Genomic DNA, 18,551 nt, shown 5'->3' with positions numbered 1-18,551 from the left:
AGTGGAACTCGACCTTATTGCGCTTTTAGATAAAAGCGCCCCGCTGTTGATTTTTTTAAACCTGTTTTTGGGCTATGTGGTAGGTAAAATTACCATAGGATCGTTTCAGATCGGATCAACGACCGGTGTGTTGCTCGTTGGGCTGGTGTTTGGTCACTTTGGTTTTTCAGCCATGGCAGGGCTGGATACCATTGGCTTTATTCTGTTTATTTTCTGTGTCGGCCTGCAGACCGGCCCCCGCTTTTTCAGTGTCTTCCTTGAAGATGGTGCCAAATACATCGCCATGGCCGCCATCGTTGCGCTTGCCGCTATTGCCATTACCCTGATTCTTTCTCATTTTCAGGGCATTTCAGCCCCTATGTCCGCCGGTATTATGGCGGGTTCCCTGACCAGTACGCCCGCGCTGATAGGCGCTCAGGATGCTATTCGAAATATGATGTCAGGGTCGTCTGAAGGGATGCAGATGGCACTGTCGGATATTGGTGTGGGTTATGCATTGACGTATATTCTTGGCACCGTTGGGCTGCTGTTAATGATCAATTACACTCCTGCTTTGCTGGGTGTTGACCTGAAGAAAGAAGCCAAAAAAGTCGCTGTTGCCAAAGGGCTTGAGAAAAACATTAAAAAACATACCGAGCTGCCTATTGTCCGGGTATTCCGGCTGGATGAAGAACGCATCGGGCAGTTTGAGGGCAAAACCCTGCGTCAAATGGCCTTGCAGGATCGTACCGGTTGCCTGATTGATAAGATTCGCCGTAATGGCAGCATCTTTGAACCTGACGGTGATACGGCGCTGGTGGAGGGGGATTCTATCGCCTTGGTGGGTCGTCCTCGGGAAATTTACAAGTTTCCCTACGAGCTGGGTCAGGAAACCTTTGACAGCGAACTGCTTGACTATGAATTTGGCTCTCAGGAAGTGGTGGTGATTAACCCCCAGATTGCCGGAATGCGTTTGCAGGATGTGGGTATTGATGCGCTGTACGGCTGTTTTGTCAGCAAAGTCAGCCGTTCCCAGATTGAAATGCCTATTAACGACGATCTGCAACTGTCCCGGGGTGATGTGCTGGAAATCAGTGGCGAGAAAGGCCGTCTTGAGCGTCTGACCGAACGCCTGGGTTATGCCGATGAACAGTCCCATATCACTGACGTTGTTACTTTCACCTTTGGTATTGTCGCCGGTCTGCTGATTGGTCATCTGATTATTAAAATCGGCAGTATTGATATTACCCTGGGCAATGCGGGTGGTCTGCTGTTATCGGGTATTGCCATTGGTCATATGCGCAGCAACTATCCAACCTTTGGTCGTGTACCTCCGGCAGCAACATACGTGCTGATGGAGCTTGGTCTGATGTTGTTTATGGCGAACATTGGCCTGAGTGCCGGTGACGGTATTGTTAATGCGCTGATGAATATTGGCCCGATGATTCTGTTGAGCGGGATGATTATTATGATTGTGCCCGTCATGACAGGCTATCTGTTCGGTCATTATGTGCTGAAGCTCAACGTGGCGCTGTTGCTGGGCGCATTGACCGGAGCCCGCACCAGTACCGCTGCCCTGAACATTCTGACAGAAGAGGCAAAAAGTAATGTGCCTGCGCTCAGTTATGCAGGTACCTATGCTTTTGCCAATGTATTTATGACGCTGGCAGGCACAATACTGGTCAATATGCCTCTGTAAACAGGTAATAGGAAAGGAGACTCAGAGTGGGATTTTTCTCAAAGTTGTTTGGTATGGATAAGGCATCGGAGCAACCTGAGGCAGTGGTTGAGCCGGTTGATTACCAGGGCTTTCAGATTTATGCCGAAGCTAAAGCCGTCAGTTCGCAGTTTCAGGTGAATGGTCGGATCTGCAAAGAGATCGATGGTGAGCTGAAAACCCATGACTTTATCCGCTCTGACCTGTTTATGATGCCGGAAGATGCCAATGAGGTGATGCTGCGCAAAGCCAGGATGTTTATCGATCAGATGGGTGAGGGGGTTTTTGACTGAGCGACCCATTGTGGAGTAACCGGCTTAAACATTTCGTCTAAGCCGTTGGTCAGTGTCTACCAGATTCCGGCTTTGGGTAAATAGCCAGAAAGGCGGTTAGAACTGCATTGTCACAGTGGAAAGTCTCAGTGAGAAATTGCTGGTCAATTTCTGGTCACTGCAGTTTTATCCACATAAACGGTATCTCCTATTCTGGTTTCTATTTTCAAATACCCTTTACCATGACCCTTCACTTCACCCCTACGCTTATTTTTCAGCTGACGGCAATCATCCGGCAATGCCGCCTTTTTATGACTGGACTTTTTTTTAGCCATAAATAGCTTGATGGCCTGTTCGCTCTGACAAACCACCCGCCCTTTGGGAATAGTCATATCTCCACTGACATTAAAAGACAAGAGCAGAGGAATGCATGCGATGAGAAGATTTTTCATTTCTGTTATTTCTGAAAATTTTTTCACTACTTGGTCAGGTTCAGGAAGTACTATAGAGCTACTTAAATAAACCTTCAACACCGCATCGGGGGTTCGCCTTGTACTCGCGGCTACAGAAACTGTTTCATTGTTTTCAATCAAACTTTATAAACGCAGCAACAGACGACAGGGGGCATTTTGCCCTTCAGATGAGCACCTGAAGGGCAGAGGGGGAACGGTCTGATCAGAGCGATCAGAGCCAGCCGCCCAGGTCTTTCCACTGGTTGACGATGGCGCAGAACAGCTCAGCGGTTTTTTCCGTATCGTAACGGGCTGAATGGGCTTCGCCTTTGTCAAAGCTGACATGTGCTTCTTCACAGGCTTTAGCAAGAACTGTCTGACCATAAGCGAGTCCACCCAGGGTGGCGGTGTCGAAGCAGGAGAAAGGATGAAACGGATTGCGCTTGATATCGTTTCTCTCTGCAGCAGCCATCAGAAAGCTCAGATCAAAAGAAGCATTGTGTCCAACCAGTACGGCCCGACTGCAACCCTGACGTTTCACTTCTTTGCGAACATTTTTGAAGATGGCTGAAACCGCCTGTTCTTCTTCAGTGGCAATGCGCAACGGATGGAAAGGGTCTACACCGATAAACTCGATGGCAGCCTGCTCGATATTGGCACCTTCAAACGGTTTGATATGGAAGGACTGGGGCTTACAGGGATGTACGTAGCCCATTTCATCCATTTCGATGACCACCGCTGCAATTTCCAGCAGGGCATCGGTGGCGGGGTTAAAGCCGCCGGTTTCCACATCAACCACAACCGGCAAAAAGCCGCGAAAGCGGTTGGCCATCAGATGGCTTTCATCAACCACGGAATCTCCTTAATTCATTATTAACAAGCTGTCAGCGAACCAGACGCCAGGTCAGGGTTTCGCCAGCTCTCAGGGGAATTACCTGATCATCGCCGTAGGCAATGCTTTCAGGTAGCTGCCAGTCTTCTTTAGCCAGAGTGACAGTCTCGGTATTTCGGGGCAAACCGTAGAAGTCCGGGCCGTAATGGCTGGCAAAGGCTTCCAGTTTGTCCAGTGCGTTCATCATTTCAAACGCTTCAGCATACATCTCCAGTGCTGCCGGTGCGGTGTAACAACCCGCGCAACCGCAGGCCGCCTCTTTTGCGCCCTGTACATGGGGGGCAGAGTCTGTACCGAGGAAAAATTTTGGGTTGCCGCTGGTGGCCGCCGCCAACAGTGCCTGCTGGTGAATATTGCGTTTCAGAATCGGCAGGCAGAAATAGTGTGGGCGAATACCGCCGACCAGCATGTCGTTCCGGTTAAACAGCAGATGGTGCGCGGTAATCGTAGCACCAACATTGGCAGGCGCACTGGTCACAAATTCCACGGCGTCGGCAGTGGTAATGTGTTCCATGACAATTTTCAGGGTCGGGAAGCGCTCGACCAGATCACGCAGATAACGATCAATAAACACCTTTTCACGATCAAAGATGTCGATGTCCGGGTCGATGACTTCTCCGTGTACCAGCAATGGAATGCCACATTCTGCCATAGCGGCCAGTGTGTCACGAAGTGTGTCGTGAATATTGGCCAGATCGGTGACACCAGAGTCGGAATTGGTAGTAGCACCAGCAGGGTACAGCTTCAAAGCCTTGATATTGCCCTTGGCTTTGGCAGCATAAATCATTTCCGGTGTGGTCTGGTCTGTCAGGTACAGCGTCATCAGGGGTTCAAAATCAGCGTCCTGAGGGATAGCCGCAGAAATGCGCTGCTGGTAGGCAGCTGCGTCTTCTGCATTCAGCACAGGGGGGCGCAGGTTTGGCATCACAATGGCGCGGGCAAAGGTCCTGGCTGCTGTGGCGACCGTTTCTGTCAGGGCGTCACCATCGCGCAGGTGCAGGTGCCAGTCGTCAGGGCGTGTCAGGGTAAGCTGTTGGGTCATAAGAGGGAGTGTACCTGTTCCGGGAAAGCCTGATAAAAAGGCAGTTTGTATCCGGAAGGGCATCCTAGCGAATATCGCTTGTACATGGTAGTGATATTTTGCCTGAAACGCATGGATTTTGCTGTTTTGCCCTGTACTCCGGGGGCAGTCGGCAAAAGTCGTCATAAACGACTTATATGTTTTAGCAATAGCTCTGCTGTTCCTTCGATAATGCCGGCAATACTTTTGACTCTGGAATAAAAGGTTGTCCTCTCATCAAAAAGTGGCTTGAATCGTTTCTCCTGCAAGTAACCTCCTTTTGATAAGACAGTTCCAATGTATATCGTGTTAGCAGGCAGGCCCGGGCTATAGGGGGTTGGTGCCATCGCGTTGAACGGGTAATCCATCCGTGTGTTCATCATGGAGGTGTCCATAAGACTGTCACCCGCAGTCGCTACCCATTTTACTTTTTTCCGAATGTCAGGAACTTTACCTGAAATTATGTTGATCAAGCGGGCAAATGCAGCTCCTTTATTAAAAACTTTATGGTACGCAAAAATCAGGTCATATTGCCCAAGCTCTTTAATCTGTTGCCCCCATACCCCAAATACAGAAAGACCTCTCAGATGATCTGAAAACCAACTGTATATATTATTGGTAATAACGCCTTGAGGGCACCTTATCTCTAAAGTTGCGGTACTGCTGATGGAAGCACAAGGGTGTTGAATAATTACTTGCCAGGGAGCTTGTGGAAATGTGGCACCCGGAAAGAATTCGGTATATTGGGATTTTTGAAGAGAATACCCGTCATGAATAGAGTTATTAATAAAATAACGGGAGCCACCGTTGGTAATAATGAAGTCCGCTTGTGGAACGTAAAGTTTCGGATCAAAAAAATTAAATTCGTCATAGGGGCGTGCTGTATTCAGAATCAACATTAATTGTCCATTCCTTCTCCACGCATCAAAACTGTTAGCACTCAGCATGTTTAACTGTAATTCAGCCGATTTAGCTTGATAATCCGGTTGGCTGTAAACAATAGTATCATCAATATCCCAGACAAGAATCAGCATTACATCAGGAGTTTTTTTTAGAATAGTGCCAATTTTAGTAAGACTATTAAGTAAATCTACATTGTTCGTTACAGGTTGTGAGTTTTCCCTTTTATTCTGCTCTGTGGAAAAATGACCCTGCCCTGTGTTTTTTCCAGAAATTGTGATCTCTTTTCCTTGTGAAAGGGTACCCCCATCATTAGGTGCTGTCACCATGTGGTGTCTGACTAATTCACTGGCTGATTTATTACTATCCCGGATATTTTCTGATGACAGCCAGGCTTTCAGCTTAACTCCTGCAAGTAGAGAAATCGGTTCATGCCATGGTGCGATCTGTAAAGTGGCTGAAAAGCCATAACCTTTGCCAATAAAGAAAAAAAATGAAAGTACCAGTAAAAATTGCGATAACATTTTTAATAAGTTGTACTTCCTCATAATTTCCTCTTCTGAGTACATAGTGACCTGAGCAGAGTTGCTGAAGTCAATCGGGAATCTATATTCCACTGGATGTTTATTAGAGTAAATTTTTCGGTTCCGCTACATATAGCATATCCTTTCTGAATGCGCTGTTATAGAAACCCGGTCAACAGGGTAGTTTCAACAGGGTAGTTTCAACAGGATAGTTTCGTTAATTAGCCGGACTCCGGAAGCACTTATTGAAAGACATTTGTCTTATTGATGTGCGCCTGTTTAATCCACTTGAAGCTTGAGTCAAACAAACTATCCTGACATGTACAGTCGACCAGCACCTGTACGATGACTACGCTCTGACAGGAAAAGTTGCTGCTGGAATAGCGTTACGTCCGGCTGGTTTTTGGACGGTTAAACGAGAGCTTTACGATGCTGGATGAAGAACGGATTTTTGCTGGAAGTAATTTGTTGCGTTTGCACAATCCAGCTAAATTCCAAAATACAATGAATGTAGAGGGTGCCAGTTATCTTTGTGGCAGCTGGTGCCGTAATCTGGATAATGATGCGGTTCTTGTGAAAGCGAGCCCATCCTACTTTTCTGGTTATGTTTATCGAACCCAATATGGTATTCCGGGAGAGATTCTGGAAAGTGGCTTTCACCTCACAGCTTCCAGATGCGAAAGAGAAGAATTGTTTAAGCGATTATGCGGACTACATGGCGGGAATACATTTAACAGCGGCATCCTAACAAGCATTTGCGCCTCTTTCTCCAGTAATTCTCTCATGAGTAAAGTCCCTGCTACCTTAGTGTACGGTCATGACAGAAATCTCACGGTTCATACTTATCTGATCGATGCAACAGAATTTAAAGGCTTTGCCATTCCCTGCACCTGTCCCCAGGATCCAATAGTCACGCAGTTTCCCTATCTACGGGAAATTTGTGAAGTTAATTTTCCTAACATAATTCCCGGTTTTAAAATTGTAGGCATAGTGTTTCCCGCAAAAATTGGGCATAGCCATAATACACACTGGCCTCCCAGACCATCACGGCTCTTGCTGGCTGTAAACCCTCACTATTCAGCAAACTTCGCATATGGGAACAAGGAAAAAAAAGGCATACGGGCAGCGAGAGTAGTGGCAGAGCGCTTCAATAAAAAGGGGTAGTGATATTTTGCCTGAAGTGCTTGAGTTTCTGAGTTTTCGGTTTTGTCATTGTCGATATTTGCTGTTGGCTGTTTATTTGGTGAGCAAGTCATTATTTGGTGTTAATAGAGCTTGCTAGTGGAACTTATGTGAATTAACATGCTCAAAAAAAGCATAAACATGCATAAATGTTTGTAGGTCACGGATTTTATAGTGAATTCTCTTGGCTGGCAGTAAATGGCTATCCAATCGGGAATCGGGAGTGCTCAATGAAAGCGATAAAAAAAGTGGTATTGGCCTATTCAGGAGGGCTGGATACGTCGGTCATTGCGAAATGGCTTGAAGATACTTACGAATGCGAGGTGGTTACCTTTACCGCCGACCTTGGGCAGGGCGAGGAAGTGGAGCCTGCCCGCGTCAAGGCTCAAGCTCTTGGTATTAAAGAAATTTATATTGAGGACCTGCGGGAAGAGTTTGTTCGTGACTTTGTGTTCCCCATGTTTCGGGCGAATACGGTTTATGAAAGCGAGTACCTGCTGGGAACCTCCATTGCCCGTCCGCTGATTTCCAAACGCCTGATTGAAATTGCCAATGAAACCGGTGCGGATGCGATCTCTCATGGTGCGACCGGCAAAGGTAATGATCAGGTGCGTTTTGAGTTGGGTGCCTACGCCCTGAAGCCCGGTGTGCAGGTTATTGCCCCCTGGCGTGAGTGGGATCTCAATTCCCGGGAAAAACTGCTGAACTATTGTGATCAGCACGGCATTGAGGTTGAGCGGAAAAAGGGTAAGTCGCCTTATTCAATGGATGCCAACCTGCTGCATATTTCCTATGAAGGCGGCATTCTGGAAAATCCCTGGACCGAGGCGGAAGACGACATGTGGCGCTGGACGGTGTCGCCTGAACAGGCTCCGGATAAAGCGACTTACCTTGATCTCACTTATGAGAAAGGCGATATCGTAGCCATTAACGGTGAAACCATGACACCTGCGACGGTTCTGGAATATCTGAATAAGGTCGGGGGTGAGAATGGTGTTGGACGTCTGGATATTGTTGAGAACCGTTATGTGGGCATGAAGTCCCGGGGTTGTTATGAAACACCGGGTGGTTCCATTATGCTCAAGGCACACCGGGCGATTGAATCCATCACACTGGATCGTGAAGTGGCGCACCTGAAAGACGAGCTGATGCCCCGTTACGCCAAGTTGATCTACAACGGTTACTGGTGGTCACCAGAACGTGAAATGTTGCAGAAAATGATTGATGAGAGCCAGCAGCATGTAAACGGCATTGTTCGGGTAAAACTCTATAAAGGCAATATCATTGTTGTTGGTCGTCAGTCCGACGACACCCTGTTTGATGAGGCTGTAGCGACTTTTGAAGAGGATGCAGGTGCTTACAACCAGGGGGACGCGGAAGGGTTTATCAAGTTAAACGCCCTGAGGCTGCGGATTGCGGCAGACAAAGGGCGCAATTTATAAGTCAAACGTCGCCTTTGTAAAAATCTTTTTGAGCCGTCGTCACCTTCTTCAGGTAATTCCTTGACTCTTCACGAGGGTGGCGCTGGGTTAACGCCCAGTACACCTGTTCTGGCCGCATACTGTTCAGAATATCCATGGCTTTGCCACGATCCGAATGGAAGGTTTTTAATACATTGCCTGTACCGCCATTGTATGCGGAAATCACAGCATAATGTTTTGACAGAGGGTTCTGTACCTTCTTCAGGTAATGGTTCTGGAGCAGGTGTAAGTAAGCCGTGCCTGTATCGACATTGTTAAAAGGCTGAAACAGGTAAGCCTTGGTCGGCTGGTCATTTCGTTTTTTCAAGCGTTGGAATACGTCTCGCCCGGCGGTGGCAGGAATGATCTGCATCAGTCCGTAAGCGTTGGATGGGCTGACCGCATAAGGGTTAAAGGAGCTTTCTGTTCGCATCACTGCATAGATCAGGCTTTCCTTAACGTTATATTTACGGGAATGCTGTCGTACGATGCTGGCGTATTGATACTGTCGTTTTTCAATATGATTTTTAATCAGGTCAATATCAACTGAGTAAACCGTCCCCTTTTTACTGCGGCGGGTGGTTTGCCGGTTGGCAGTCAGGTAGTCAGCAAACTTGCCAGCACGCCACTCCCAGCGAATGGGCTTCTTTTCATGATCCAGCACCTGCCCGTAGAGCATGGGTTCTTCACCCAGCTCAATGGCTTTATCGCTGAACAGGTCGACCTTATCCGGGTCGTAAGGCGTGAGAAGGGTAACAATAATGGCCTGGCGCAAATCTTTGTGGTCAAGGGTTTCTACGTGTATCTTCCCGGTTTCAAAGTTAACAATAACCCGGGTTCGGTAGTTATTGGTGTACTTCACATACTCGTTATTACTCGCCTGTTTTTCATCACCCCAGTTCACCCGAGCTTCACGGGACAGTATTCTGACCAGTGCCTCAAAGGCGATGACGTCTTTTTCAATATTTATGAGCGTACTGGCCCAGGGGTCTTTGGCGGCTATTTCCCTGACAATGACTTTATCCACATCACTGGAGCAGCCAGACAAAAAACTAAGAATTAAGAGCAGAACGACAAGTAAACGACAGTGAGGCATCTGGCTTATTAGTAGTTAAATTAATAGTTAAATTAATAGTTAAATTAATAGATAAATAAACAAAAAGAAGGAAGCGGCAACTATGTTAACAAACACTGCCGTCGCTTCCTTCGTGATAGGTTATTTTGTGAAAAGTACTCAGCCTTTCAAGCCTTTGGTTGCACCTTTCATCTGGATCAGTTCGATTTTATAACCATCCGGGTCTGTGACAAAAGCTATTTCAGTGCTGCCACCCAGAACCGGACCGGGCTCACGGGTAATATTACCGTTGTTGGCCCGAATGGTGTCGCAGGTGGCGTAGATATCATCAACACCAATGGCGATATGACCAAAGGCTGTGCCCTGATCGTAGCTGTCGGTTCCCCAGTTGTAAGTCAGCTCAATAACGGCCTGTTCAGATTCATCGGCATAGCCAACAAAAGCCAGGGTATATTGGTACTTTTCGTTGTCATGCTTTCGCAGCAGCTTCATACCCAGTACATCGGTGTAAAAAGTAATGGCACGATCCAGGTCACCAACACGCAGCATTGTGTGTAGAACTCGCACAAGGTACTCCAGTTCTGTTTGTGAGAAAAGAGGAAAAGTTTAAGAGTTTAAGAGTTTAAGAGGCTTTCAGGCCAGTAATCTTTTGACCGTCTACTTCGCCTTCAGCAAACTCTATCAGGTATTCTGAATCATCTTTTTGCAGGAATTTGACCAGAACGTAATCCCAGTCTTTGGCAAACCAGATCCATGTCTGACGTTTATTGTTATCCCGTTTGATTTTGACTCGCACGGTGTTCAGTTTACCAGCTTCTGTTTCCAGTACTTCTTCACCTTCAATGATGAACTCCCGTTCGTAGACTTCGTCATCATCAACAATGGGGTAATGTAAATCGGTTTTTCCGGCTGCAAGGTCAAGCCCTAACTGATATTGATAGGAAAGCCTGTCCTGAGCATTGACAGGAAACGTCACAGGCTGGTCTTCGTGGTTCCATTTTGCCTGCATCTTCTGCCAGTCAAAGTGTGCCTCTTCAGGTTTGCTGCCAAACAGTCCGCCACGTTTATAGCGATAAAACACCGGCTTTACCCGATCCTTGTTTATGGTAAAGCGGGTTATTTCTGTCAGGCTGACGACGCTGGCATCAGCGCTGAATTCCAGTGTCCACTCTTCGCCATTTTTGCTCAGAGAACGAGCCCCCCTGGCGCTGAAACCACTATAACGGGTACTGTAATGGGCAGTAAACGGCTTCGGTTGTCGGGTTTGAGTTGACGGCTTTGTTGCTGTAACTGTCGCTTTGCCAGCGGAAAAGCCAGCCTGAGGTTCGGAGGCAGCAAAGGTAAAAGGTACTGCCGTCATCAGTAAAGAGCCAATAAGGGTCAGGCTCTTGAAGGTTTGATTGATAATCTTTGGCATTGTTGGTCCAGATTTTTTTCCTGCAATAAATATCCTTGTTTGGGTAGGGGGTGGTTGTCAAGCCATACCACACTGTCCTTGCCGATGAGTCGGCCAGAGCAAAGGCAGTCTACAGCCAGCGGGTAGATTTTCTGCTCCATGGCTTTCACCCGTTGTTCAAGGGTTTGGACGGTATCCACAGGATGAACAGGCAGTGATGCCTGAAGGATTATGGCACCACTGTCGAGTTCATCCGTTACAAAATGTACAGTGGTTCCGTGTTCCCTGTCGCCCAGTGCCAGAGCGTTTTGGTAAGTGTTCAGCCCTTTATGTTTTGGCAGTAATGATGGATGAATGTTGATCAGCCTGCCTGAAAAGTGCCGGATAAAGTCACTGGACAGAATGCGCATATAACCTGCAAGAACGACATAATCAGGATTGAGTTGATCAATAGACTGAAGCATGTGCTGATCAAATGTGCCTCGATCAGAAAAGTCCTGATGGTTGATGGTGCAGTGCGGAATGTTGGCCCTGGCTGCCCGTTGCAGTCCGAAAACGCCGGGGCGATTGCTGAACACTCCAACAATGTCGTAATGAGAGTCAGGCTGCTGATCGATCAACGCCTGAAGGGTGCTGCCATTACCGGATAACAGGACAACTACACGTTTGCGACTCATGAGTGTGGCTCTTTCTGTAATGACGCTTATCGGTAAACAACCTGGTCGCCTTCACCGGCTTCCATATGACCGATGACAAAGGCGTCTTCGCCCAGTTCGTTTAATCGATTCACAGCCTGTTCCGCCTGCTCAGCAGGCACACAGATCACCATGCCAACACCGCAGTTGAAGGTCAGGTACATTTCAGACTGGGCGATGTTGCCTCCTTCCTGCAGGAAGCGAAATACCTGTGGAATGTCCCAGCTGCTGGTGTCAATAACCGCGCGGCAACCTTCTGGAATCACCCGTGGCAGGTTTTCAGTTAATCCGCCACCGGTAATGTGTGCCATGGCATGCACCGGCATTTCCCGGCACAGTTGTAACAGTGATTTGACGTAAATACGGGTAGGAGCCAGCAGTGCATCAGCCAGAGGTTTGCCGTCAACCTCCTGAGTCAGGTCAGCGTCAGTCACTTCCAGAACTTTACGGATCAGGGAGTAACCATTGGAGTGTGGGCCGCTGGATTTCAGTCCGATGAGAGCATCATCGGCAGATACCCTGGTTCCATCGATGATGTCTTCTTTTTCCACAATGCCGACACAGAAACCGGCCAGGTCGTAATCTTCACCCTGGTACATGCCGGGCATTTCTGCGGTTTCACCGCCAATCAGGGCGCAGGCAGACTGTTCACAGCCTTTGCCGATACCGGTGACGACCTGTTCTGCTACATCGACGTTCAGCTTGCCTGTTGCGTAATAGTCGAGGAAAAACAGAGGTTCAGCACCACATACCAGCAGGTCATTGACGCACATGGCCACCAGATCGATTCCGATAGTGTCATGCCTGTTCAGGTCCATGGCCAGTTTCAGTTTAGTGCCTACACCATCGGTTCCGGAGACCAGGATGGGCTCCTTATAACCTGCCGGGATCTGGCACAGGGCTCCGAAACCGCCCAGTCCGCCCATGACTTCAGGGCGCCTGGTGGCTTTTGCTACATGCTTGATACGTTCAACCAGTGTGTTGCCTGCACTGATGTCTACCCCAGCATCTTTGTAGCTAAGAGAAGAGCTAAGAGAGGAGCTAAGAGAAGAGCTAAGAGAGTCTTTGGAAGAATCGCTGTCGATTTTACTCATAAGAGGTGGTTCCGCACCTAGTTATTTGTGTCGAACTATGTCGAGGGTCAATGATCAGAGCGCGCATTCTAGCGTAAAGCTTGGCGATGATGCGAGTTTTTACCTGTTGTGTGCTGGGTACTTATGGCAAAATCTATTTTTTGATTAATTTTCAAGGTTTCAGGCATGTCGTTAGCTGTCATGGCTTGTATTGTGGCGAAAGCAGAAAGTAGCGTGACGAAAGCAGAAAGTAGCGTGACGAAAGCAGAAAGTAGCGTGGCAAAAGCAAAAAGTTTGAAATTTTCGGGAACCCCGGTGTTATGGCTGCCGCTGCAGGTGTTGCTGTTATTGGCCTGCTCGTTGCTGTTACTGTTGTCTCAGCCATCTCAGGCATCCCAGATCAATGACCTTTATCAGATAGAAGTGCCTGTGTCCGGTCAGGGCAGTAATGACCGCAGCCGGGCAACGTCCAGGGCGATGTCGGAAGTACTGGTCAAGGTCACAGGGCAGCGGCAGACACTGTCTGATCCCGCAATTAAAAGTGCTTTGCAGAAGGCGACCAGCTACCTGCAGGGATACAGCTATCGCCGGGAAGAAGTGGACGGGCAGCGGCAGCTGATGCTGGTGACCCGGTTTGATGACAAGGCGATAACCCGCCTGCTCCGCGACAATGGTCTGGGTATCTGGGGAGAGAACCGGTCGACCACCCTGATGTGGCTGGCAGTTGATGAGGCCGGGCACCGACAGATTCAAAGCAGCGGCAGGCCAACCAGTCTATCCGAAAACATTAATCAGGTGTTCGATCAGAGAGCTTTACCGCTGATCTTTCCGGTCATGGATTTTGAAGACAATCTGGCCATCAGTGCTGTCGATGTCTGGGGGCTGTTTTCCAGCAAGTTAACAGAAGCGTCAACGCGTTACGGCTCCGAATCAATTCTTGGTGGTCGCCTCTCGGTCAGTGAAACGGACAAGGGTGAACGGTACAACGGTCGACTGATTCTTCTGTTTCGAAACCAGCGGTTTGATGCCAGCATTGAAGACCTGAGCGCCAAAGGTGTTGCGCTCGCTATGGCAGATCTGGTGGGTAACACATTGTCCAGGCATTATGCAGTGACGGCAGGTCACAGTGAGAACCCCATTCTGCGTATTGATGGCACTGGTACCACCAGAGCCTATGCGGGTGCCATCGCGTATGTAGAAGGTTTGACGGCAGTACGAAATGTCATGGTAAAGCGGGTGTCCGGAGATCAGCTGGAGCTGGAACTGACCATTGATGGTACTGTTGAACAACTGTCAGACTCTATTGCCCTGGAACGCCGGTTGCAAAAGGTTGAGCCAGACGGGCAGTCGGTTGCTGGTAATGGTGAAGGCTATCTGCACTATCGCTGGCGTGGTCGATAAACAGCCAGAGAGAGCTGCATTGTCATGGTAAATAAGAACAATAATGCAGGAACGGGTATGACCATAAGACAACGCTGGATGCTGGCAGGCGTGGCTCTGGCCACTGGGGTAGTTATTCATTTTTTAAGCCCTATTCTTGCGCCTTTTGTGGTCAGCCTGGTGCTGGCCTATCTGGGTGACCCTGTGGCTGACAGGCTGGAAAAAATGGGCATGAGTCGCTCGCTGTCGGTGACGGTGGTGTTTCTTGCCCTGTTTATAGCCGGTCTGGTGTTGTTGCTGGTGCTGGTTCCGGCACTGTTCCACCAGATTAAAACCGTGATACAACTGCTGCCGGTCTGGGAAGCCTGGGTACGCAACAATGTCGTGCCAGAGCTGTTGACGTATATTGAGGTGGACCCTGAATGGTTTGACCTGAGCGTGGTGGTTAAGCAGTTGGCGACCGAGTGGCAGCAAACCGGTGGCATTATTGCAGACCTGAGCCGTAAGGTAACGTCTTCAGGGCTGGCGATAGCTGGTTTTGTCGTTAATCTGTTTCTGGTTCCGGTGGTGACGTTTTATCTGCTCAGGGACTGGAACGAAATGATGCTGCACCTGCGCCTGATCATGCCCCTGAATATGGAAGCAGAGATCGTTACCCTGTCAAAAGAGTGCGATGAAGTGCTGGGAGCCTTTCTTAAAGGGCAATTAATGGTTATGTTGGCGCTCGGTGTAATTTATGGCGCTGGCTTGTGGCTGATCGGGCTGCAGTTCGCTATGCTGATTGGTCTGTTGGCAGGGCTGGCGAGCATTATTCCCTATATGGGTTTTTTTGTCGGTTTTGCCACGGCGATCATTGTTGCACTGTTCCAGTTTGACCAATACTGGGCTTTGCTGGCTGTGACGGCTGTCTTTACAGTGGGACAGATGCTGGAAGGTTATGTCCTTACACCATGGCTTGTTGGGGATAAAATTGGTTTGCACCCGGTGGCTGTTATTTTTGCCTTAATGGCAGGTGGGCAGTTGTTTGGTTTCATTGGCATGCTGATTGCACTGCCACTTGCTGCAATTATTATGGTACTCTTGCGTCATCTGCATCGGAACTACAAGGCAAGTGACCTTTATCATGCGGGCGAGCCTGGTGATAAACCTGAGGAGTGAGCCATGAAAGGTGTAACAGAATACCTAACACCGGTGCCAGAAAAGTCAGGGGCTGTAGCGTTGTTTACGCGTAGGGCAGTGCCTGTGAAATATTATCAATCCATTGCCTGATGTCGTATATGAGTCTGCCTGTTCAATTGCCGCTCAGCGTCCAGTTAAGGGACGATGCCACATTCGCTAACTTTTTCAGCGGACAGAATGCTGCATTGGTTAATATGCTGGATAATGATCGACAGGTCCCCGGCATAGAAAATGAGCAGTTTATCTATCTGTATGGTTCCAGTGGTGTGGGTTGCAGTCATTTGCTGCAGGCTGCCTGCCATCAAGTCGATAGTCGCCAGGGACGCAGTATTTATCTGCCAATGAATGAACTGGTGCACTATCCTTCAAAGCTTCTGGAAGGGATGGAGAGTCTGCAGCTGGTCTGTATTGATGATATCAATGCGGCAGCAGGCATTCCTGAATGGGAAGAAGCCCTGTTCGACCTTTTCAACCGTCTGCGTGATGCCAACACCCGTTTGCTGGTGGCGGCTGACTGTCCTCCCAAAGCCCTGAAAATTGAGTTGCCAGACCTGGTTTCCCGGCTCAGCTGGGGGGTGGTGTTTCAGGTTCAGCCACTGACCGATAAAGAAAAGGTGGCCGCCTTGCAGCTGCGCGCTCATCTGCGGGGGCTGGACATGAATGAAGACGTTGCCCGTTTCATTATCTATCGCAGCAACCGCGATATGGGACACTTATTCAGGATTCTTCAGAAGCTCGACAGTGCGTCATTAAGAGCTAAAAGAAAGCTGACCATCCCTTTTGTGAAACAGGTTATGAGCTGGTAGTTAACAACTTAATCCTGCGTAACCAGAGAGTATTTATGCAAAGCCGGTCGCAGTCACGTTGGTTTGTCAGTGTCATAGCTGGACTGCTTATTTTCCTGACTCTTTTGTCAGGTTACTTCCTTTTACCCGAACGACTGGCCCGGCACTTTCTGGAAAGACTGTCGCAGGAATCCGGTATTGAAATTCTGCCGGTGCGGGTAGATTACTCCCTGTTCAGCGGAGAACTGATTTTTAAAGATTCCGACCTGTATCTGCTGCCGGGACTAACGGTCAGTGCCGATGAAGTACGCATGCGTATTCCCCTGTCAAAACTCGCTTCGTCTGATGCCCTGCAACTATCCCGCCTCTATTTTCAAAGCCCTTTTGTTAATGTTGACCTGGATCTTCTGGGCAGCCCCGACGCTGCTGAATCTTCACCGCTTCAGGAATATATGACAAACGTCGTAAAGTATTTTGAACTGGGCAAGGGCGGTTTGTTTCTGTCTCGCAGCGGAGAGCAACCTCTGGCGGCTTCTCTGGCCTATCAGTCCATGCAGATTCAGGCCGGCGACAGTGGTGAATTGAGACTGACGGTTGATGGTTTACCAGAGAAGGGTGACTGGACATTCCAGGGGCAGTTCGACCTGAACCGTGGTGAGCTTAATGGTGAGTTTGATGTCCGGAGTGTGCCGCTGGCTACGATTCAGACAGCGTTCCCTGACAGCCCGTTTGATCGCTGGGAACAGGTGACAGTCAGTGCTAACCAGGGTTTTTTCTGGTCGCCCCGGCACAGTGTCAGTCTGGAAGGGAGCCTGATGCTTCAGCAGGGAGTTGTGAGCTTTGCAGAAGACCAGAAATTTCGCTGGGACGAGCTTGAACTGCTGGGTTTTTCCCTGTCCGATGGTCAGGTATCGGTGGTTAAAGGCTCTCTGAATGGTGCAGATGTACTTCTGAGTGAGCAGGCGCTGGCATTGTTGCCAGAGCAGCTGAAGGCGTTTTCCGAGCTGGAACTCAGGCGGCTGAATCTATTTACCCGTCCGGACCAATGGCAAAGCGGTCAGGGAAAACCGGAGCTGGGTAACCTGGACGGGCAGCTTGTCAGCAATGGTGAGTCGGCACTGACTTTAAAAGGAACGGCTTACGCTTTGCAGACGCTGCCTGTTGCTGTTGACGCAGAGCTTCAAGCTGATGGACATGGTAAAGCCCGGATTGATCTGAGAGACGTCGACCTTGGCAGTGTTTCAAAACAGAAACGGGTTGTGGCTGGCTATGATCTGGCAGACAGTACGATGAATGCCGTTATGCAGTTATCCTGGGGAGCAGATGAACGACATGCGAAGGGGCGACTGACGTTTACCCGGTTTGAAGCACGACCCGACAATGATTCAGCAACAGACTGGAACCTGTCGTTTATTCGGGCTGCTATGACAGACGATAAAGGACGAATTATTGTACCCGTTGCGGAGCGTAAGTTATCTGAAGAGCCCTTGTCTTCTGCATTGGTGAACCTGTTACAGGACAGTATAAAGGTCAGTCTCAAACGTGTGACGGATGAACCTTTACAGTACCTGGGTCGACTTTCAGGCAGTCAGCAGCCTCTGGTTGAAGCGATTGATTACATACCGGGGCGAGCCCTGTTGTGTAGTGAATCTGAACAAACGGTTCGTCAATGGACCAATGTATTGAGTCGCAGACCTGCCCTTGATTTATCGTTTCAGGGGCTTGCTTCCAGAAAGGCCGATAAGGCAGGTCTGGCCAGGGCTGAGCTGGATGCAGACCTGCTGGAACTGTATTCTGGCCTGCTTAAAAAAGAGTCAGAAAATGTTGCCGGAATTCCTTTGCAAACCCGGGAGCAGTTGATTGAACAGATGTATTTGCGTATTCATAATCGCCGCCTTCCGGAAATAAGTGAGGAGACACAACAACATCGAGTTGCCAGAGCGGAAAGCTGGCTGGTGAATCACTGGCCGCTCAAGCCTGAAAGTTTACAGAATCTGGCTGAGGGGCGTGCGGAAACGATTAAGAATTGCCTGCTTGACGCTGGGGTAGACAGCAAACGCCTGCATATTGAGCCTGCTGAGGTGGTGGATGAGCAGGCCCGGATGTACTTCAAACTTCGTTATTAACCTGTCTCCTGGTTGACTTTCATTAGCTGACTTTTTATTAATTGGCTCTGCCAGCGGATAAACAACAGAGACACGCTAAAAAGAAGACAGCTGATGCCTGCTGTCAGCCAGCCATGAAACGACCCGGGCTGGGCTGAAACCGATAAAACTCCACTGATAAAGTAAAAACACAGAATAAAGCACAGCCATGCAGCCGATCTTGGATTGCGTTTTAACAGCCCGTACAGGGGCAGAGTCAGAGGAATCAGCTGAATAGCGGTGATGACCAGCCTGGAACCCGGTGGTGGATTCAGCCACCAGGTTTCTGCCAGCAGTGCCAGCGCCAGACTGACGTATAAGCCCATGGTTAAGGAGTAAATGAAGGCTGCTTTTTTTATCATTGTCTGGTTATTCACAGGGTTTAT

At 48.9% G+C, this 18,551-nt stretch carries 18 protein-coding genes; 8 read left to right on the top strand and 10 right to left on the bottom strand.

The genetic code is table 11. The features are described 5' to 3' along the window. Nucleotide 1: 1 nt before the first annotated feature. Together NX722_RS13150 and NX722_RS13145 are read left to right on the top strand one after the other, a co-directional pair. Nucleotides 2-1,678: an aspartate-alanine antiporter-like transporter gene (locus tag NX722_RS13150; protein WP_262568374.1), complete on the top strand. Its 1,677-nt coding sequence runs from the start codon at nucleotides 2-4 to the stop codon at nucleotides 1,676-1,678. 26 nt (nucleotides 1,679-1,704) lie between these two features. Next, nucleotides 1,705-1,989 (top strand): HlyU family transcriptional regulator, encoded by a 285-nt coding sequence (locus NX722_RS13145; protein WP_262568373.1) that lies wholly within the window; start codon nucleotides 1,705-1,707, stop codon nucleotides 1,987-1,989. Between the two features lie 143 nt (nucleotides 1,990-2,132). Here the strand turns inward: NX722_RS13145 and NX722_RS13140 are convergent, their stop codons facing one another. The 4 genes from NX722_RS13140 to NX722_RS13125 all read right to left on the bottom strand — a co-directional run bounded on the left by NX722_RS13140 (nucleotide 2,133) and on the right by NX722_RS13125 (nucleotide 5,820). Continuing rightward, nucleotides 2,133-2,561, bottom strand: coding sequence for a hypothetical protein (locus NX722_RS13140; RefSeq protein ID WP_262568372.1), 429 nt, complete (start codon nucleotides 2,559-2,561; stop codon nucleotides 2,133-2,135). A gap of 91 nt (nucleotides 2,562-2,652) precedes the next feature. Then, nucleotides 2,653-3,252 (bottom strand): ribonuclease T, encoded by a 600-nt coding sequence (gene rnt, locus NX722_RS13135; protein WP_262568667.1) that lies wholly within the window; start codon nucleotides 3,250-3,252, stop codon nucleotides 2,653-2,655. Nucleotides 3,253-3,304: 52 nt separating this feature from the next. Next, nucleotides 3,305-4,354 carry a dihydroorotase gene (pyrC, locus tag NX722_RS13130; RefSeq protein ID WP_262568371.1) on the bottom strand — a complete coding sequence of 350 codons (1,050 nt, stop codon included), beginning with the start codon at nucleotides 4,352-4,354 and terminating at the stop codon, nucleotides 3,305-3,307. A gap of 161 nt (nucleotides 4,355-4,515) precedes the next feature. Then, nucleotides 4,516-5,820 (bottom strand): hypothetical protein, encoded by a 1,305-nt coding sequence (locus NX722_RS13125; RefSeq protein ID WP_262568370.1) that lies wholly within the window; start codon nucleotides 5,818-5,820, stop codon nucleotides 4,516-4,518. 405 nt (nucleotides 5,821-6,225) lie between these two features. Here NX722_RS13125 and NX722_RS13120 point away from each other — a divergent pair, with 405 nt between their 5' ends. Together NX722_RS13120 and NX722_RS13115 are read left to right on the top strand one after the other, a co-directional pair. Further along, nucleotides 6,226-6,960 (top strand): hypothetical protein, encoded by a 735-nt coding sequence (locus NX722_RS13120; protein WP_262568369.1) that lies wholly within the window; start codon nucleotides 6,226-6,228, stop codon nucleotides 6,958-6,960. Between the two features lie 248 nt (nucleotides 6,961-7,208). Continuing rightward, nucleotides 7,209-8,420, top strand: coding sequence for an argininosuccinate synthase (locus NX722_RS13115; RefSeq protein ID WP_262568368.1), 1,212 nt, complete (start codon nucleotides 7,209-7,211; stop codon nucleotides 8,418-8,420). A gap of 1 nt (nucleotide 8,421) precedes the next feature. Here NX722_RS13115 and mltC read toward each other — a convergent pair whose 3' ends face one another. From mltC to purM, 5 genes are all read right to left on the bottom strand, one after another. Then, on the bottom strand, nucleotides 8,422-9,534 hold the full coding sequence (mltC, locus tag NX722_RS13110; RefSeq protein ID WP_262568367.1) for a membrane-bound lytic murein transglycosylase MltC: 1,113 nt from the start codon (nucleotides 9,532-9,534) through the stop codon (nucleotides 8,422-8,424). Nucleotides 9,535-9,672: 138 nt separating this feature from the next. Then, nucleotides 9,673-10,080, bottom strand: coding sequence for a lactoylglutathione lyase (gloA, locus tag NX722_RS13105; protein ID WP_322740928.1), 408 nt, complete (start codon nucleotides 10,078-10,080; stop codon nucleotides 9,673-9,675). Nucleotides 10,081-10,135: 55 nt separating this feature from the next. Next, nucleotides 10,136-10,930: a DUF3108 domain-containing protein gene (locus NX722_RS13100; RefSeq protein ID WP_262568366.1), complete on the bottom strand. Its 795-nt coding sequence runs from the start codon at nucleotides 10,928-10,930 to the stop codon at nucleotides 10,136-10,138. Continuing rightward, complete coding sequence (purN, locus tag NX722_RS13095; RefSeq protein ID WP_262568365.1) at nucleotides 10,894-11,586, bottom strand: phosphoribosylglycinamide formyltransferase; 693 nt, start codon at nucleotides 11,584-11,586, stop codon at nucleotides 10,894-10,896. The genes NX722_RS13100 and purN overlap by 37 nt, the downstream gene beginning before the upstream one ends. Nucleotides 11,587-11,612: 26 nt before the next feature. Beyond that, nucleotides 11,613-12,698: a phosphoribosylformylglycinamidine cyclo-ligase gene (gene purM, locus NX722_RS13090; RefSeq protein ID WP_262568364.1), complete on the bottom strand. Its 1,086-nt coding sequence runs from the start codon at nucleotides 12,696-12,698 to the stop codon at nucleotides 11,613-11,615. A gap of 165 nt (nucleotides 12,699-12,863) precedes the next feature. On the opposite strand from purM, the gene NX722_RS13085 reads away from it, so the two are divergent. The 4 genes from NX722_RS13085 to NX722_RS13070 all read left to right on the top strand — a co-directional run bounded on the left by NX722_RS13085 (nucleotide 12,864) and on the right by NX722_RS13070 (nucleotide 18,147). Continuing rightward, nucleotides 12,864-14,078 (top strand): DUF2066 domain-containing protein, encoded by a 1,215-nt coding sequence (locus NX722_RS13085; RefSeq protein ID WP_262568363.1) that lies wholly within the window; start codon nucleotides 12,864-12,866, stop codon nucleotides 14,076-14,078. A gap of 57 nt (nucleotides 14,079-14,135) precedes the next feature. Beyond that, nucleotides 14,136-15,215, top strand: a complete 1,080-nt coding sequence (locus tag NX722_RS13080) for an AI-2E family transporter (protein WP_262568362.1) — start codon at nucleotides 14,136-14,138, stop codon at nucleotides 15,213-15,215. 110 nt (nucleotides 15,216-15,325) lie between these two features. Further along, nucleotides 15,326-16,042, top strand: a complete 717-nt coding sequence (hda, locus tag NX722_RS13075; protein ID WP_407647991.1) for a DnaA regulatory inactivator Hda — start codon at nucleotides 15,326-15,328, stop codon at nucleotides 16,040-16,042. Between the two features lie 35 nt (nucleotides 16,043-16,077). Then, nucleotides 16,078-18,147, top strand: a complete 2,070-nt coding sequence (locus tag NX722_RS13070; protein WP_262568360.1) for a DUF748 domain-containing protein — start codon at nucleotides 16,078-16,080, stop codon at nucleotides 18,145-18,147. On the opposite strand, the gene NX722_RS13065 is transcribed toward NX722_RS13070, so the two are convergent. Beyond that, the gene (locus NX722_RS13065) at nucleotides 18,144-18,527 is read right to left on the bottom strand and encodes a DUF2069 domain-containing protein (RefSeq protein ID WP_262568359.1); all 384 of its coding nucleotides are present in this window, start codon (nucleotides 18,525-18,527) and stop codon (nucleotides 18,144-18,146) included. The genes NX722_RS13070 and NX722_RS13065 overlap by 4 nt on opposite strands. Nucleotides 18,528-18,551 lie beyond the last annotated feature (24 nt).

The organism is Endozoicomonas gorgoniicola, from assembly GCF_025562715.2.
Classification (GTDB): Bacteria; Pseudomonadota; Gammaproteobacteria; order Pseudomonadales; family Endozoicomonadaceae; genus Endozoicomonas_A; species Endozoicomonas_A gorgoniicola.
The sequence above is the reverse complement of the archived record's forward strand: the minus strand, read 5'-3'. Positions and strand labels throughout refer to the sequence as shown.

Bases quoted from the DNA above. Each gene is read 5' to 3' on its own strand.
- rnt (WP_262568667.1), bottom strand. From the start codon at position 3,252: ATGGCCAACCGCTTTCGCGGCTTTTTGCCGGTTGTGGTTGATGTGGAA.
- pyrC (WP_262568371.1), bottom strand. From the start codon at position 4,354: ATGACCCAACAGCTTACCCTGACACGCCCTGACGACTGGCACCTGCAC.
- NX722_RS13125 (WP_262568370.1), bottom strand. From the start codon at position 5,820: ATGAGGAAGTACAACTTATTAAAAATGTTATCGCAATTTTTACTGGTA.
- NX722_RS13120 (WP_262568369.1), top strand. From the start codon at position 6,226: ATGCTGGATGAAGAACGGATTTTTGCTGGAAGTAATTTGTTGCGTTTG.
- NX722_RS13115 (WP_262568368.1), top strand. From the start codon at position 7,209: ATGAAAGCGATAAAAAAAGTGGTATTGGCCTATTCAGGAGGGCTGGAT.
- mltC (WP_262568367.1), bottom strand. From the start codon at position 9,534: ATGCCTCACTGTCGTTTACTTGTCGTTCTGCTCTTAATTCTTAGTTTT.
- NX722_RS13100 (WP_262568366.1), bottom strand. From the start codon at position 10,930: ATGCCAAAGATTATCAATCAAACCTTCAAGAGCCTGACCCTTATTGGC.
- purN (WP_262568365.1), bottom strand. From the start codon at position 11,586: ATGAGTCGCAAACGTGTAGTTGTCCTGTTATCCGGTAATGGCAGCACC.
- purM (WP_262568364.1), bottom strand. From the start codon at position 12,698: ATGAGTAAAATCGACAGCGATTCTTCCAAAGACTCTCTTAGCTCTTCT.
- NX722_RS13085 (WP_262568363.1), top strand. From the start codon at position 12,864: ATGTCGTTAGCTGTCATGGCTTGTATTGTGGCGAAAGCAGAAAGTAGC.
- NX722_RS13080 (WP_262568362.1), top strand. From the start codon at position 14,136: ATGACCATAAGACAACGCTGGATGCTGGCAGGCGTGGCTCTGGCCACT.
- hda (WP_407647991.1), top strand. From the start codon at position 15,326: ATGTCGTATATGAGTCTGCCTGTTCAATTGCCGCTCAGCGTCCAGTTA.
- NX722_RS13070 (WP_262568360.1), top strand. From the start codon at position 16,078: ATGCAAAGCCGGTCGCAGTCACGTTGGTTTGTCAGTGTCATAGCTGGA.
- NX722_RS13065 (WP_262568359.1), bottom strand. From the start codon at position 18,527: ATGATAAAAAAAGCAGCCTTCATTTACTCCTTAACCATGGGCTTATAC.